Raw genomic sequence first — 14,868 nt, forward strand, 5'->3', positions numbered from 1 at the left:
CTGGAACGGGCTGGTCAGTCCTCCACGTGCGCGTCCGCGGCCTCGACCTCGTCACGGGTCACGCCGAGCAGATACAGCACGGTGTCCAGGAACGGCACGTTCACCGCGGTGTGCGCGGCCTCCCGCACCACCGGCTTGGCGTTGAAGGCGACCCCGAGCCCGGCCGCGTTCAGCATGTCCAGGTCATTCGCCCCGTCACCGATCGCGACGGTCTGCACCAGCGGCACCCCCGCCTCGTCCGCGAAGCGGCGCAGCAGCCGGGCCTTGCCCGCCCGGTCCACGACGTCGCCGATCACGCGGCCGGTGAGCTTGCCGTCCACGACCTCCAGGGTGTTGGCGGAGGCGAAGTCCAGCCCCAGCCGCTCCTTGAGGTCGTCGGTGACCTGCGTAAAGCCCCCGGAGACCACCCCCACCTGGTAGCCCAGGCGCTTGAGGGTACGGATCAGGGTGCGGGCGCCGGGCGTCAGCCGGACCTCCGTACGCACCTTGTCCACCACCGACTCGTCGATCCCCGCCAGCAGCGCGACCCGCGCGTGCAGCGACTGCTCGAAGTCCAGCTCACCGCGCATCGCCCGGGCCGTGACCTCGGCGACCTCGGCCTCGCAGCCCGCGTGGGCCGCGAACAGCTCGATCACCTCGTCCTGGATCAGCGTCGAGTCGACGTCCATGACCACCAGCCGCTGGGCCCGGCGCTGCAGCCCCGACGCCACGACCGCCACATCGACCCCGATGTCGGCGGCCTCGGTGGCCAGCGCGGTGCGCAGGGGCTCCGTCTCGGCGCCGGAGACCTCGAACTCCACGGCCGTCACCGGATACTTCGCCAGCCGGAAGATACGGTCGATGTTGCCGCCGGTGCCGGTGATACGGGAGGCGATCGCGGCCACGGCCTCGGCGGTCAGCGGATGCCCCAGCACGGTGACGTGGGACCGGCCGGTGCCGCGCGGCCGGTTGTCGCCCCGGCCGGAGATGATCTCGGCCTGCATCCGCAGCGACTCGGCCCAGCTGTGCACGGTGGCCCGCAGCTCCCCCTCGGCCCCGTCGGCCTTCGGGGCCGTGACCAGCACGCACAGCACGATGCGGCCCCGGGTGACGACCTGCTCTATATCGACTATGTCCACGCCGTAGGCGGCGAGGGTGTCGCAGAGCCCGGCGGTGAGGCCGGGGCGGTCCTTGCCGAAGATCTTGACAAGGAGGGTGGGGTCGTCGTCGGCGGGGACGGCGGTGGCAGGGGGAATCTGCGATGCGCTCATGGTCTTCCCACCGTATCCGGACGCCCCCGCCCGGCGCGCGGCAGCCCAGGTCGTGGACGGCCATACGGTGTGGAACGTTCATCTACCGGACGCCACACCGTCACGGCCGGTCCGTACCCCGCCGCTGTTCGTGATCGCCCCAGTCCGCGCGAGATGGCCAGCATGCGGTCTTGTCAAAACCCGACTTCCGGTTGAGCGACTGAGCCTGAAATAGTTCCTCACGATGTTCGCCATCCCTAGACTCCCTGTGCAGGGGGTAGCTCGGGGGACAACTAGTGGGGCATGGAGTGCCGGAACTCGTACTGGAATTGAACGGACAGACCTGGACGCTTGATCCATCCAGGTCATACAGCGTGGGGCGTGACCCACAGGGCGACATGGTGCTGGACGACGCCAGGGTCTCCTGGCGGCACGCCACGGTGCGCTGGGGCGGGGGCAGTTGGATCGTCGAAGATCACGGCAGCACCAACGGCACTTATGTGCAAGGCCAGCGAATCCAACAGGTGGAAATCGGCCCGGGCGCGGCGGTGCATCTCGGCAACGCGTCCGACGGGCCCCGCCTGAACGTTTCTGGCGCTGGCGCGGGGGCCAGCGCGTACAGCCAGCAGGCGGCCATGGGCGCACCTCAGCAGGCCCAGCAACAGCCCCAGCAGTATCAACAGCAGCCCCCGCAGCAGCCCTATCAGCAGCAGCCCGGCGCGGGCTGGCCGCAGCAGGGCCAGCAGGGCCAGCAGGGCCAGGGGTGGCAGCAGCCCCAGGCCCCGCACCAGCAGCAGCCGTTCGTACCGCAGCAGCCGAGCCCGCGCGACAACCTCGCGCAGAACGGCGCCGGTGGCGGACCGGGCGGATCCGGCGGACCCGCAGGTTCCGGCGGTTCCGGCGGTTCCGGCGACGGGCGGAGCGGCCAGGGCGACCGCAGCCCGACGACGTTCCACCAGCTGGACGCGGGCCGCGTGATGCGCATCGGCCGTGCGCTGGAGAACGAACTGGTCGTCTCCGACCTCCAGGTCTCCCGCCTCCACGCCGAGTTCCGGGCGCTGCCCGACGGCCGCTTCGAGATCCGCGACCTCGGCAGCCACAACGGTACGTACGTCAACGGTCAGCCGGTCCGCCATCAGGTGATCGGCCCGAACGACACCGTCGGCGTCGGTCACTCCACCTTCCGGCTGGTCGGCGACCGGCTGGAGGAGTTCGTCGACACCGGCGACGTCTCCTTCTCGGCCCGCCACCTGACCGTCACGGTCGACGGCGGCAAGCAGATCCTGAAGGACGTCTCCTTCGGCGTTCCCGAGAAGTCGCTGATCGCGGTCATCGGCCCGTCCGGCTCCGGTAAGTCCACGCTGCTGAAGGCACTCACCGGCTACCGTCCGGCCAACGAGGGCGACGTCCTCTACGACAACCGGAACCTCTACAAGCAGTTCGCCGAGCTGCGCCAGCGCATCGGTCTGGTCCCGCAGGACGACATCCTGCACAAGGAACTGACCGTTCAGAAGGCCCTCCGGTACGCCGCCAAACTCCGCTTCCCCGGCGACACCGCGACCGCCGAGCGCGAGGCCCGGATCGACGAGGTGCTGCGCGAGCTGAAGCTCGACATCCACCGGGACAAGAAGGTCACCGCGCTCTCCGGCGGTCAGCGCAAGCGGGTCTCGGTCGCGCTGGAGCTGCTCACCAAGCCGTCGCTGATCTTCCTGGACGAGCCGACCTCCGGTCTCGACCCGGGCATGGACCGCGACGTCATGCAGCTGCTGCGCGGCCTCGCCGACGACGGCCGCACCGTCCTGGTGGTCACCCACTCGGTCGCCGAGCTGGCGCTGTGCGACAAGCTGCTGGTGATGGCGCCGGGCGGTTCGGTGGCCTACTTCGGCCCGCCGAACGAGGCGCTCAACTTCTTCGGTTACGACAGCTGGGCGGACGTCTTCTCGGCGTTCGAGAACTACCGTGACTACGACTGGTCGGGCCGCTGGCGCGGTTCGCAGCACTACCAGATGTACGCCGCGGACATCGACGCCGTCGCCCCGCAGTCCGTCGACGTACAGGCGCCGCCCGCGCGGATGCAGAAGTCGCAGGGCTGGGGCTCCCAGCTATGGACGCTGATACGCCGCTACGTGTCCGTCATCGCGTCCGACCGCGGCTTCTTGGCGCTGATGGTGATCCTGCCCGCCGTGCTCGGCGCGGTCAGTACCGTGATCCCGTCGGACTTCGGCTTCCTCCCGGCGCCGAAGGGCCAGTTCAACCAGGACTCGGGCACGATCACCCTGATTCTCGTGGTCGGCATGTGCTTCTCGGGCGCGGCCAACTCCGTACGAGAACTGATCAAGGAACGGGTGATCTACGAACGGGAACGGGCGGTCGGCCTGTCCCGCTCCGCCTATCTGATGTCCAAGGTGATCGTGCTCGGCGTGATCACCGCCTTCCAGGGCGTGATCATCTGCGCCATCGGCTTCGCGCCCCGCGAGCTGCCCGAGGAAGCGCTGATCATGCCGCCCGCCGTCGAGATGTGCGTGGCCATCATCGCGATCGGCTTCACCTCGATGATGGTGGGCCTGGTGATCTCCTCGCTGGTGAAGACCGCCGAGAAGACCATGCCGCTGCTGGTCATGTTCGCGATCGTCCAGGTCGTCTTCACCGGCGTCCTGTTCAAGATCTACGGATCGCCGGGCATCGAGCAGTTCGCCTATCTGATGCCCGCCCGCTGGGCGGTCGGCGCGGTCGGCGCGACGCTGGACCTCGGCCCCGGCCCGGGTCACCTGATGGCGCCCTGGGACCGCAAGAAGCCGCTGGACACGGACCCGCTGTGGGAGCACACCACCGCTCAGTGGAGCATCGACATGGCCGTCCTGCTGGCGCTCGGCATCATCTGCGCGTTCGTGGTGGCGCGGCTGCTGCGCCGCCATGAGCCGGAGGTCATGCGCAAGTAGCGGAAGGCGCAAGGGGCGGAAGGCCCCGGAACGAAGCGCCCGAAGGGCGGCGGCACCCCTCGCACACAGGGGGTGCCGCCGCCCTTCGGCGTGTGGACGCCGGGCTTAGTACGGGCCGTTGACGTTGTCGATGGAGCCGTACCGGTCGGCCGCGTAGTTGCACGCGGCGACGATGTTGGCGACCGGGTCGTACTGGTCGAAGGGCGTGCCCTCGACGTGGTACGTCTGGAAGGTCGGCAGGATGACCTGGAGCAGACCCTTCGAGGGGACACCGTTCTGGGCGTTGATGTCCCAGTTGTTGATGGCCCGCGGGTTACCGCCGGACTCCCGGATGACGTTCTTGTGGATGCCGTTGTAGGTGCCCGGAATGCCCTTCTTCTTCATGATGTCGAGGGATTCCCGGATCCAGCCGTCAAGGTTGTTCGGGTAGGTCTTCTTGGCGGCGGCCAGCTTGGCGCGCGCGGCGGCACGGCTCGCGGCCTCCGCCGCGGCGCGCTCCTTGGCGGCCTTGGCCGCCGCGGCCTTCTTGGCGGCCGTCTGCGCGGCGGCCTTCTCCGCGGCGGCTTCCGCGGCCTTCTTCTGCGCGGCCTCGGCCTGCGCCTGCTTACTGGCAAGGGTCGCCTGCTTGAGCAGAACCTCCTGCTGGGCCTTGCTGTCGACCTTCTGCGAGGTGAAGGCGACCGGCTTCGCCGGAAGGTCCTGGGCCTTCGAGGTGGCGTCGGCGTTGCCACCGGGGACGAGGGTGGCGGCCAGGGCGGCAGCGCCGACCGCGGCGATACCGGCGGCGGAGTACTTGGTCTTCTTGTTCAGGCGGTTGTAGCCAGAGATGCTGGGGAGGGGCATGGCGGAGTAGACCTCTTCCAATCGCTATGTGTCGCAGGCCAAATCGGCGCCTTGTGCGCCGTTTCTGGATCTACGGCGCCGTGCGACTGGAGGAAATTCTTAGCGGTCGCAAAATGCTGTGGCAAAGGTGTGACATACGATGCTGCTTAGTGGGTAAGTAGGTCTTCGCTGCCCATGCGGGCGGGCGTTGTCCCCGCTCATGCCGGGTAAAAACATCAACTAACTGACTTCGTAAGTGACATGGATCCTGTGTTAGGCGTCACATTGCAGAGTCTTTAATATTGCGAGGTGTGCCTGCGCAAATGCGGAGTGTGGCTGAATTTCCGGGCCTTGTAACGGCCCCTTCGAGCGCCATCGCCGCATCCCCCGTCCTAGGTCTCAGGTCGCAACGAAGTGCTGCTGAAAGGCCTATACGCACTGCTCGGCGGCGCCGGTACGGTGAAGCGCATGACCAAAGGACCGGGTGGTGGAGCCGGGGCGGGCCTGGCCTGGGTGAGCAGTGCGCTCCTCGCGATGAGCAGACATCTGGAAGTCCGGGATGTCCTAAAGACCATCGTTGTGTCCGCCCGTGAGCTGCTTGACGCGGAATACTCGGCGCTGGGGGTTCCGGACGACCACGGGGGTTTCGCCCAGTTCGTAGTAGATGGCGTCAGTGACGAGCAGTGGAAGGCCATCGGGCCGCTGCCGCGCCAGCACGGGATCCTCGCCGCGATGCTCCATGACGCCACCCCGCAGCGGCTGGCCGATGTCCGCCAGGATCCGCGCTTCGAGGGCTGGCCCACCGCGCATCCGGACATGTCCGACTTTATTGGACTCCCTATCGCGGACGGCGACGAAGTCCTCGGCGCGCTCTTCCTGGCCAACAAGCGCTGCGCGAAGCCGGACGGCGGCTGCGGCTTCACCACCGAGGACGAGGAGCTGCTGGGCATCCTCGCCCAGCACGCCGCCATCGCCCTCACCAACGCCCGGCTCTACGAGCGCAGCCGCGAGCTGACCATCGCGGGGGAGCGCGCCCGGCTCGCCCATGAGCTGCACGACGCCGTCGCCCAGAAGCTCTTCTCGCTGCGGCTGACCGCCCAGGCCGCCGCCGCGCTCGTGGACCGCGACCCGGCCCGTGCCAAGGAGGAGCTGCAGCAGGTGGGGGCCCTCGCCGCCGAGGCCGCCGACGAGCTGCGCTCCGCCGTCGTGGAGCTGCGCCCCGCCGCGCTCGACGAGGACGGCCTGGTCGCGACCCTGCGTACCCAGGTCCAGGTCCTGGACCGGGCCCACACCGCCCGGGTCACCTTCGAGGCGCGCGGCGTACGGGCGCTGCCCGCCGCCCAGGAGGAGGCGCTGCTGCGGGTGGCCCAGGAGGCCCTGCACAACGCGCTGCGCCACGCCGAAGCGGGCCAGGTCGGCGTCACCCTCGCCCGGCACGGCCAGGGCGCCCTGCTGCGGGTGAGCGACGACGGCCGCGGCTTCGACCCCTCGGCGGTGCGCCAGGCGGGACGGCACCTGGGGCTGGTGTCGATGCGCGACCGGGCGAGCGGCGTAGGCGGCGGGCTGACCGTGGAGTCGGCGCCCGGAAAGGGAACGGTGATCGAGATGGAGGTGCCCGGTGGCTGAGCGAGGGGACGGAGTGGCGGTCAGGGTGCTGCTCGTCGACGACCACCAGGTGGTGCGGCGCGGCCTGCGGACCTTCCTGGAGGTGCAGGACGACATAGCGGTGGTCGGCGAGGCCTCGGACGGCGAGGAGGGCATCGCCCGGGCCGAGGAGCTGTGCCCCGACGTCGTCCTGATGGACGTCAAGATGCCCGGCATCGACGGCATCGAGGCGCTGCGCAAGCTGCGTGACCTCGGCAACCCGGCCCGGGTGCTGGTCGTGACGAGTTTCACCGAGAAGCGCACTGTGGTCCCCGCCCTGCGCGCGGGAGCGGCCGGGTACGTCTACAAGGACGTGGACCCCGACGCCCTCGCGAGCGCCATACGGTCCGTCCACGCCGGACATGTGGTGCTCCAGCCCGAGGTGGCCGACGCGCTGCTCTCCCAGGACGAGGCGGGCGGCGGCCAGGGGCGCGGGGGTTCCCTCACCGAGCGGGAGCGGGAAGTGCTCGGGCTGATCGCGGACGGCCGGTCCAACCGGGAGATCGCCCGCGCGCTCGTACTGTCCGAAAAAACCGTAAAGACACATGTGTCCAACATTCTTATGAAGCTGGACCTCGCCGACCGCACTCAGGCCGCACTCTGGGCGGTACGCCATGGAATCGGGGCATGAACAGCGTTTCTCCGTGCAATCACACCAACGTGTGTATGTCACCCGAACAGCGCAACTCCGCCCGTCCCGGCGCCGTTCTTCAGGGCGTACTGCGGTGCTTCGCCGCAGCGACGCGTTATGGACGAAGGGTCTTGAGAAGTGAAGAACATCAAGAGGATCGCTGCCATCACCATCGCGGCCGGCGGTCTCGCCGTCGCCGGTGCGGGTGTCGCTTCCGCCCAGGACGGCCCCATGGCTGACGGCCGGGCCACCATGTCCCCGGGCGTCGCGTCGGGCAACAACGCCCAGGTGCCCGTCCATGTGCCGGTCGGCGTCTGCGGCAACACCATTTCCGCTATCGGGACGATGAACCCCGCCTTCTGCTGAGCCCCTCCTCGGGCCAGATATACCGCTCAGCACGGACCGGCCCCGGAGGCATCGCCTGCGGGGCCGGCCCCATGCCGCCGGGGTGCTTCCGGCCCAGGGCGTCAGGAGCCGCCCCGCTCCAGCTCCTCCACATACGCGTTGTACGCCGCCACCTGCGCCCGCCGCGCCGTGCGCTCCACCGGCCGCAGCGCCTCCGCCCGGGCCCCGATCTCCGACGCGCTCACCGCCCCGCCGTGATCCTTGCCGTCCCCGCCCGGCGCGTACGCGATGTCGACCAGCGCGCCCACCCGCTGCGCCAGCTCCAGCACCCGCAGCGCCCGCGGCGGATAGCCCGGCGCCAGCACCTCGCGCCCCCGCTCGGACCGCGCCCGGTACGCCTCCAGCGCCGCCTGGGCGGCAGGGCCCGCCCCGGCCACATTCAGCCGGGACAGCACCTCGGTCGCCTCCCGCAGCGCCTCGGCCAGCTCCCGCTCGGCCTCGCCGAGCGACGGCACATCGGCGGGCGGCGCCTCCCGCACCGGCAGACAGCGCCACACCACCTCGATGTGCTGATCGCCCTCGGGCCCGACCGCCGACACCTCGGGCACCAGACCCAGCGCCACCCCCGTGGCCAGCGCCGCCTCGCCCGCGTCGAGCGCCTTCTCGTTGAACTCCGGCGGCCCGCTCAGCCCCAGCGGATGCCCCGCTATCGGCAGCGCCACCCGCAGCCCCTTGGCCCCGAGCGCTCTCAGCCGCCCCAGCGCCAGCGTCAGTCCGACCGGCCCGGACTCGCCGGGCAGCGCCGCCACCCGGTGCGACGCGTCCTCCCCGGCGATCCGGTGCGCGGCCTCGTCCGGTGAGACAAGTCCGGCGAGAAGGGCATTTCCCCAGGCTGCGAGGCGCCCTGAACGTGGTTCATCGAGCATGGAACCAGCCTAAGGACTGCCACCGACAACGCGTGGCGTAGGTTTTCCTCTGGGGGCTGCGCCCACAGGCGCACGCGACACTCGAGACTGCAATGGGAGACAACGCGCTCATGAGCGAGGTTCTGGAGCTGGTGGACGTATCCGTGGTCCGCGACGGTCGGGCTCTGGTGGACGACGTCTCCTGGTCAATCAAAGAAGGCGAGCGCTGGGTGATCCTCGGCCCCAACGGTGCCGGGAAGACCACCCTGCTCAACCTCGCGTCGAGCTACCTCTACCCGAGCGCCGGGTCCGCCCGGATCCTCGGCGAGCAGCTCGGCGCGGTGGACGTCTTCGAGCTGCGCCCGCGCATCGGCATGGCGGGCATCGCCATGGCCGACAAGCTGCCGCGCAGCCAGACCGTCCTGCAGACCGTGCTCACCGCCGCGTACGGCATGACCGCGCACTGGCAGGAGAACTACGACGCGGTCGACGAGACCCGGGCCCGGGCGTTCCTGGACCGCCTCGGCATGAACGAGTACCTCGACCGCAAGTTCGGCACCCTCTCCGAGGGAGAGCGCAAGCGCACCCTCATCGCCCGCGCGATGATGATCGACCCCGAACTGCTGCTCCTCGACGAGCCGGCGGCCGGGCTCGACCTCGGCGGCCGCGAGGACCTCGTACGGCGCCTCGGACGGCTCGCCCGCGACCCGTACGCGCCGTCGATGATCATGGTGACACATCACGTCGAGGAAATCCCCCCGGGCTTCACCCACGTCCTGATGATCCGTCAGGGCAAGGTGCTCACCGCCGGGCCCATCGACATGGAGCTGACCTCCCGTAACCTCTCGCGCTGCTTCGGGCTCCCGCTGCTCGTCGAGCGCAACGGCGACCGGTGGACCGCCCAGGGCCTGCCGCTGACCTGAAACCGATCCCCGATGGCCTGAACCCCCGCCCCGAACACGGCGCATGTCCTGCGCGCCCCGCATCGCGCCCTGTTCCCAGACGGACCATGAGAACTACCATGACCTTGTGGATCCGTGGGTGTGGTGGCTGATCGCCGCCGTAGGACTGGGCATTCCGCTCGTGCTGACCGCGATGCCCGAATTCGGGATGGTCGCGGTCGGCGCGGTAGCCGGTGCGATCACTGACGCGCTCGGCGGCGGCGTCGTGCTCCAGGTCATCGTCTTCTGCGCCGTCTCGGTGGCACTGGTCGCCGTCGTCCGGCCGATGGCGGTCCGCAGCCGCCGCCAGCAACCAGGGCTGCGCAGCGGCGTGGAGGCGCTGAAAGGACGGCAGGCCGTCGTCCTCGAGCGCGTCGACGACAGCGGCGACGGCCGCATCAAGCTGGCCGGTGAGATCTGGTCCGCCCGGTCGCTCGACCCCGGCCAGGCCTATGAACCGGGCCAGCAGGTCGATGTCGTCGAGATCGACGGCGCCACCGCCGTCGTCATGTAGACGTCGTAGTACCAAGAGCTGAGCGCCACCCCGCTCAGCTGCGGAGTCGGCCGTCGATCTGACAGACTCCACCCACAAGACCGGACTTGATCATCCCGATCATCCAGAAGCACGCATGAAGGGCACGGGGAGCCGCTGTGGAACCGATCATCATCGTCCTGATCATCCTGGTGGTGCTCGTCTTCATCGCACTGATCAAGACGATCCAGGTCATCCCGCAGGCCAGTGCCGCCATCGTGGAACGCTTCGGCCGCTACACGCGCACCCTCAACGCGGGCCTCAACATCGTCGTCCCGTTCATCGACTCGATCCGCAACCGCGTCGATCTCCGGGAACAGGTCGTCCCGTTCCCCCCGCAGCCGGTGATCACCCAGGACAACCTCGTGGTGAACATCGACACCGTCATCTACTACCAGGTGACCGACGCCCGCGCCGCGACCTACGAGGTCGCCAGCTACATCCAGGCGATCGAGCAGCTGACCGTCACCACCCTGCGGAACATCATCGGCGGCATGGACCTGGAGCGCACCCTGACCTCCCGTGAGGAGATCAACGCGGCGCTGCGCGGCGTCCTCGACGAGGCCACCGGCAAGTGGGGCATCCGCGTCAACCGCGTCGAGCTGAAGGCCATCGAGCCGCCGACCTCCATCCAGGACTCGATGGAGAAGCAGATGCGCGCCGACCGTGACAAGCGCGCCGCGATCCTCCAGGCCGAAGGTGTCCGGCAGTCCGAGATCCTGCGCGCCGAGGGTGAGAAGCAGTCCGCGATCCTGCGGGCCGAGGGTGAGTCCAAGGCCGCCGCGCTGCGCGCCGAGGGCGAGGCCCAGGCGATCCGTACGGTCTTCGAGTCCATCCACGCCGGAGACCCGGACCAGAAGCTGCTCTCCTACCAGTACCTCCAGATGCTGCCGAAGATCGCCGAGGGCGACGCCAACAAGCTCTGGATCGTGCCCAGCGAGATCGGCGACGCCCTCAAGGGCCTCGGCGGGGCCATGGGCAACTTCGGCCCGTTGACCGGCGGGAACGGCGGCGGCGCCGCCCCGGCCGCCCCGTCGGGCACCGGCAAGGAGGCCGCCCCGCGCCGCGAGCAGCCGAGGATCGACTGACACGCCGCATGCCTGAAGGGCCGGTACCCGCGACGGGTACCGGCCCTTCGGCCGTCCTGGCGGCCTACGGGCTCAGGCGGGCAGCGCCAGCCACTCCGGCAGGCCCTCCCGCTCCGTCGCCCCCAGCGCCAGCAGCAGCGCGTCCGAAGGCGTCGGCTCGAACGGCGGGTTGAGCAGCCGCATCCCCGCCTGCTCCGGAGTCCGGTCGGCCTTGCGGTGGTTGTCCTCCGCACACGACGCGACGGTGTTCAGCCAGGTGTCCCCGCCCCCGCGCGACCTCGGCACCACATGGTCCACGGTCGTCGCCCGCCGCCCGCAGTACGCGCACCGGTGCTGATCCCGCACCAGCACCCCGCGCCGCGACCACGGAGCCCGTCTTCGGAATGGCACCCGTACGTAACGGCACAGCCGGATCACCCTCGGCACCGGCAGATCGACCTCCGCGGCGCGCACCCGCAGCCCGGGATGGGCGCGTTCGACGACGGCCTTCTCCTGGAGGACCAGCACCACCGCACGCCGCAGCGTCACCGTCGACAGCGGCTCGAAGCTCGCGTTCAGAACCAGCGTCTCGCGCATCCCGACCACCTCCCGCGTCCCGGCCACGCCCGCCGCTCCATGACGGGCGGGCCGGGATCAACTCTGGCCGGGAGGATGGCCGAGGACAACGCAATTTCGCGGCAGGTCAGCCCGCCGCGGGCACCTCGTACTCGCCGATCAGGTGGGCGCGGCCCAGCGTGTGGAACCGCAGGTTGAAGCCGACGACCGCGGGCGACGCGTCCGCGTCCGGTCCCAGCTTCTCGGTGTCCACCGCGTACACCGTGAACACATAGCGGTGCGGACCGTCCCCGGGCGGCGGCGCGGCCCCGCCGAAGTCCCGGGTGCCGAAGTCGTTACGGGCGTGCACGGCCCCCTCGGGAAGCCCCGCGAAGCCACCGGTGCCCGCGGCGGTCGGCAGCTCCGTGACGGTCGCCGGAATGTCGAACAGCACCCAGTGCCAGAACCCGCTGCCGGTCGGCGCGTCCGGGTCGTAGCAGGTGACGGCGAAGCTCTTCGTCCCCTCCGGGAAACCCTCCCAGCGCAGCTGCGGCGAGGTGTTCCCCTCCGCGTACACCTGGGCGGACGGCAGCGTGCCGCCCGCCGCCACATCGTCGCTCACCACGGCGAACGACGGCACCGGCGGATGGAAGTCATGGGGGAGCGGACGCCGGTTCTGGTCGGACACGTCGAAAACCTCCTGATGATCGCGGTTGATCAGCTGTCCGGCCAGCCTAACGAGACCCGGCCGCCGCGGGCTGGCACCATGGCGCCCATGACCGGCCCGACCCCCGTCCTCCCGCTGCACCTCGATGGTGTGGCCGACAAGGACGGCTTCCTTGAGCGCTGCGCCCGGGATCTGCGCTTCCCCGACTGGTACGGGCACAACTGGGACGCGCTCGCCGACTGCCTCACCGACCTCTCCTGGTGGGGCGAGGGCGCCGAGCCCAGCGGCTATCTGCTGCGGGTCCGGGGCTGGGAGGCGTTCCGCGACGCGGCACCCGAAGCCGCGGCGATCGCGGCGGACATCCTCAGCGACGCCGTGACGTACTGGTCGGCCCGGGGCACACCGCTGACCATCTGGTACGACGACGGCCCGGACGACGCATAGCGCGCGGGGCGCACACCGGAACATCCGGTGCACGCCCCGCGGGGAATCGTGGTGGCGGAATCCGCCAGGGCTCACAACCAGTTGCGCTTGCCGCCGACCTCGGCGAGCCACTGGTTCAGGTACGCGGCCCAGTCCGTCTCCTGGTACGAGTCCAGGCCGACCGTGAAGGACCGGTACGAGTCGCTGCCCGAGCTGAACAGCCCCGGCTTCTTGTCCATCTCCAGGACGACGTCCATCTCGCGGTCGTCCGCGACGAAGGACAGCTCCACCTGGTTGAGCCCCCGGTACTGCTGCGGCGCGTGGAACTCGATCTCCTGGTAGAAGGGCAGCCGCTGGCGCGTCCCGCGGATGTGCCCCTTCTCCAAGTCGGCGTTCTTGAACCGGAAACCGAGCGAACCGAACGCGTCCAGGATCGCCTGCTGGGCGGGGAGGGGATGCACATTGACCGGGTCCAGGTCGCCCGAGTCCACCGCGCGCGCGATCGCCAGCTCCGTCGTCACCCCCACGTTCATCCCGGTCAGATGACGGCCCAGGAACGTCGTGACCGGCGTCTCCCAGGGGATCTCCAGACCGAACTGCACCGCGTGCACCGCACCGGCCTGCACCTCGAAGGCGCCGCCCAGCTGCTGCCGGGTGAACTCGATGTCCTGCTTGGTCTCCTGGTCGTTCTGCTCCACCTCGACCCGCGCTTGAAGGCCGACGGCGAGCCCCTCGATCTGCTGCGCGACAGAGCCCCCCTGGATCCGGACCTCGCCCTGCACGACGCCACCCGGGACGACGTTCTCCTCGGTCAGCACCGTCTCCACCGAGGCGCCACCGGCACCCAAACTCGCGAGCAGCTTCTTGAAGCCCATGTTCTTCCTCTCAAGGACGCACTGTTGAACAGTAGATACGCGGAACAGCCACCGGCGGTTCCCGCAGGTCATACCCTCGCAGCGCGGCGGGCCCGGCTCCAACCACCGGTACCTATCGGTTCCACTACGCTCGGACCGCGTGACCGACGGAGCTGAGGGAGCTGACGGAGCCGACGTGACCGATGAACCCGACCGCGCGCCGCTGGCCCGTGCCTTCTTCGACCGCCCGGTCCTGGAAGTCGCGCCGGACCTGCTCGGCCGCACCCTCGTGCGCCGCACCCCGGACGGCCCGGTCGCCCTGCGCCTGACCGAGGTCGAGGCGTACGCGGGCCCGGCCGACCCCGGCTCGCACGCCTACCGGGGCCGCACCGAGCGCAACGCCGTGATGTTCGGCCCCCCGGGTCACGCGTATGTCTACTTCACCTACGGCATGTGGCATTGCCTCAACCTGGTCTGCGGACCCGAGGGCTCCCCGAGCGGGGTACTGCTGCGCGCGGGGGCAGTGCTGTACGGACACGAGCACGCCCATGAGCGCCGGCCGAAGGCGCGCAACGACCATGAACTGGCCAAGGGCCCCGCCCGGCTCGCCACGGCACTGGGTGTCGACCGCAGGCTGGACGGCAGCGACGTGTGCGCGGGCCCCGAGGCCCCGCTGCGGATACTCACGGGCCACCCCGTCCCGCCCGAGCAGGTGCTCAGCGGACCCCGCACGGGAGTCGGCGGCGAGGGCGCCACCCACCCGTGGCGGTTCTGGATCGACGGCGATCCCTCGGTCAGCCCGTACCGGGCGCACACCCCGAAGCGCCGTGGTCCGACGCGCCGTCAGGTCGGAACTTGACTCCGGTCAGCCGGGGGCCTAACGTAGCCCGAGCCGCTTGAGACGGGCAGCGCTGTCGGCGCGACCAGCAGGTCGGGTCCCAGCAGCCCCAGGTGGCCAACCACTACTGACACTTCCCGAACAGGGTCCTATTTCGCTGCGCGAAATCAAGCCCTGGGGCTCCGATTAGGAGCTGAGCGGGAAATTCGCTAAAGTGGTGGACACGCCGCAAGGCGCGAAACACCCCGCTCCAACAGGGGGCCGGAAACGGAATTCGGACCGGAAACGGAACGGAAAACGGATCTGGTAAGGTTGGAAACACGAAAGGCCGGAAAGCCGAAAGGCTGAAAGGCCCGGAAGGAAAGCCCGGAGAAACCGGTGATACGGTTTCAAAGGAAGCGATCGTTCCTTGAGAACTCAACAGCGTGCTAAAAGTCAACGCCAGATATGTTGATACCCCGTCTACTCGGTCACTA

Annotated in this window: 15 protein-coding genes; 9 read left to right on the forward strand and 6 right to left on the reverse strand. The window is 69.7% G+C overall.

The features are described from left to right. Positions 1-14 precede the first annotated feature (14 nt). Positions 15-1,250 carry a phosphoserine phosphatase SerB gene (serB, locus tag ACFV9T_RS34980; protein ID WP_385446546.1) on the reverse strand — a complete coding sequence of 412 codons (1,236 nt, stop codon included), beginning with the start codon at positions 1,248-1,250 and terminating at the stop codon, positions 15-17. 275 nt (positions 1,251-1,525) lie between these two features. Between serB and ACFV9T_RS34985 the strand changes: the two genes are divergently transcribed. Further along, positions 1,526-4,168 carry an FHA domain-containing protein gene (locus ACFV9T_RS34985; protein WP_385446547.1) on the forward strand — a complete coding sequence of 881 codons (2,643 nt, stop codon included), beginning with the start codon at positions 1,526-1,528 and terminating at the stop codon, positions 4,166-4,168. Between the two features lie 105 nt (positions 4,169-4,273). On the opposite strand, the gene ACFV9T_RS34990 is transcribed toward ACFV9T_RS34985, so the two are convergent. Beyond that, the gene (locus tag ACFV9T_RS34990) at positions 4,274-5,011 is read right to left on the reverse strand and encodes a lytic transglycosylase (protein WP_385446548.1); all 738 of its coding nucleotides are present in this window, start codon (positions 5,009-5,011) and stop codon (positions 4,274-4,276) included. A 447-nt stretch (positions 5,012-5,458) separates the two neighbouring features. On the opposite strand from ACFV9T_RS34990, the gene ACFV9T_RS34995 reads away from it, so the two are divergent. From ACFV9T_RS34995 to ACFV9T_RS35005, 3 genes are all read left to right on the forward strand, one after another. Next, a complete protein-coding gene (locus ACFV9T_RS34995) occupies positions 5,459-6,616 on the forward strand; it encodes a GAF domain-containing sensor histidine kinase (RefSeq protein WP_385446549.1) in 1,158 nt (385 codons plus the stop codon). Further along, positions 6,609-7,265 carry a response regulator gene (locus tag ACFV9T_RS35000; RefSeq protein WP_385446550.1) on the forward strand — a complete coding sequence of 219 codons (657 nt, stop codon included), beginning with the start codon at positions 6,609-6,611 and terminating at the stop codon, positions 7,263-7,265. Before ACFV9T_RS34995 ends, ACFV9T_RS35000 begins: the two co-directional genes overlap by 8 nt. A 138-nt stretch (positions 7,266-7,403) precedes the next feature. Continuing rightward, positions 7,404-7,631: a chaplin gene (locus tag ACFV9T_RS35005; protein WP_385446551.1), complete on the forward strand. Its 228-nt coding sequence runs from the start codon at positions 7,404-7,406 to the stop codon at positions 7,629-7,631. A 101-nt stretch (positions 7,632-7,732) separates the two neighbouring features. Here ACFV9T_RS35005 and ACFV9T_RS35010 read toward each other — a convergent pair whose 3' ends face one another. Then, positions 7,733-8,536, reverse strand: a complete 804-nt coding sequence (locus tag ACFV9T_RS35010; RefSeq protein WP_385446552.1) for a hypothetical protein — start codon at positions 8,534-8,536, stop codon at positions 7,733-7,735. Between the two features lie 110 nt (positions 8,537-8,646). On the opposite strand from ACFV9T_RS35010, the gene ACFV9T_RS35015 reads away from it, so the two are divergent. The 3 genes from ACFV9T_RS35015 (at position 8,647) to ACFV9T_RS35025 (ending at position 11,076) form a co-directional block, all read left to right on the forward strand. Beyond that, on the forward strand, positions 8,647-9,438 hold the full coding sequence (locus ACFV9T_RS35015) for an ABC transporter ATP-binding protein (protein WP_385446553.1): 792 nt from the start codon (positions 8,647-8,649) through the stop codon (positions 9,436-9,438). 106 nt (positions 9,439-9,544) lie between these two features. Continuing rightward, positions 9,545-9,970: an NfeD family protein gene (locus ACFV9T_RS35020; RefSeq protein WP_385446554.1), complete on the forward strand. Its 426-nt coding sequence runs from the start codon at positions 9,545-9,547 to the stop codon at positions 9,968-9,970. Between the two features lie 137 nt (positions 9,971-10,107). Next, positions 10,108-11,076 carry an SPFH domain-containing protein gene (locus ACFV9T_RS35025; protein WP_385446555.1) on the forward strand — a complete coding sequence of 323 codons (969 nt, stop codon included), beginning with the start codon at positions 10,108-10,110 and terminating at the stop codon, positions 11,074-11,076. A gap of 72 nt (positions 11,077-11,148) precedes the next feature. On the opposite strand, the gene ACFV9T_RS35030 is transcribed toward ACFV9T_RS35025, so the two are convergent. Together ACFV9T_RS35030 and ACFV9T_RS35035 are read right to left on the reverse strand one after the other, a co-directional pair. Continuing rightward, complete coding sequence (locus tag ACFV9T_RS35030; RefSeq protein ID WP_385446561.1) at positions 11,149-11,652, reverse strand: HNH endonuclease; 504 nt, start codon at positions 11,650-11,652, stop codon at positions 11,149-11,151. Positions 11,653-11,758: 106 nt separating this feature from the next. Next, entirely contained in the window at positions 11,759-12,298 is a 540-nt protein-coding gene (locus tag ACFV9T_RS35035) for a YbhB/YbcL family Raf kinase inhibitor-like protein (protein ID WP_385446556.1), read from the reverse strand. An 87-nt stretch (positions 12,299-12,385) separates the two neighbouring features. Here ACFV9T_RS35035 and ACFV9T_RS35040 point away from each other — a divergent pair, with 87 nt between their 5' ends. Next, entirely contained in the window at positions 12,386-12,721 is a 336-nt protein-coding gene (locus tag ACFV9T_RS35040) for a barstar family protein (protein ID WP_385446557.1), read from the forward strand. Positions 12,722-12,792: 71 nt separating this feature from the next. Here ACFV9T_RS35040 and ACFV9T_RS35045 read toward each other — a convergent pair whose 3' ends face one another. Continuing rightward, the gene (locus tag ACFV9T_RS35045) at positions 12,793-13,575 is read right to left on the reverse strand and encodes a sporulation protein (RefSeq protein WP_385446558.1); all 783 of its coding nucleotides are present in this window, start codon (positions 13,573-13,575) and stop codon (positions 12,793-12,795) included. A gap of 175 nt (positions 13,576-13,750) precedes the next feature. Between ACFV9T_RS35045 and ACFV9T_RS35050 the strand changes: the two genes are divergently transcribed. After that, positions 13,751-14,413: a DNA-3-methyladenine glycosylase gene (locus ACFV9T_RS35050; protein ID WP_385446559.1), complete on the forward strand. Its 663-nt coding sequence runs from the start codon at positions 13,751-13,753 to the stop codon at positions 14,411-14,413. Positions 14,414-14,868 lie beyond the last annotated feature (455 nt).

Origin of the sequence: Streptomyces sp. NPDC059850 (assembly GCF_042731515.1) — a bacterium.
GTDB lineage: Bacteria > Actinomycetota > Actinomycetes > Streptomycetales > Streptomycetaceae > Streptomyces.

Excerpts from the sequence above, each read along its gene's own strand:
- serB (WP_385446546.1), bottom strand. The coding sequence starts at position 1,250 with ATGAGCGCATCGCAGATTCCCCCTGCCACCGCCGTCCCCGCCGACGAC.
- ACFV9T_RS34990 (WP_385446548.1), bottom strand. The coding sequence starts at position 5,011 with ATGCCCCTCCCCAGCATCTCTGGCTACAACCGCCTGAACAAGAAGACC.
- ACFV9T_RS34995 (WP_385446549.1), top strand. The coding sequence starts at position 5,459 with ATGACCAAAGGACCGGGTGGTGGAGCCGGGGCGGGCCTGGCCTGGGTG.
- ACFV9T_RS35010 (WP_385446552.1), bottom strand. The coding sequence starts at position 8,536 with ATGCTCGATGAACCACGTTCAGGGCGCCTCGCAGCCTGGGGAAATGCC.
- ACFV9T_RS35015 (WP_385446553.1), top strand. The coding sequence starts at position 8,647 with ATGAGCGAGGTTCTGGAGCTGGTGGACGTATCCGTGGTCCGCGACGGT.
- ACFV9T_RS35030 (WP_385446561.1), bottom strand. The coding sequence starts at position 11,652 with ATGCGCGAGACGCTGGTTCTGAACGCGAGCTTCGAGCCGCTGTCGACG.
- ACFV9T_RS35040 (WP_385446557.1), top strand. The coding sequence starts at position 12,386 with ATGACCGGCCCGACCCCCGTCCTCCCGCTGCACCTCGATGGTGTGGCC.
- ACFV9T_RS35045 (WP_385446558.1), bottom strand. The coding sequence starts at position 13,575 with ATGGGCTTCAAGAAGCTGCTCGCGAGTTTGGGTGCCGGTGGCGCCTCG.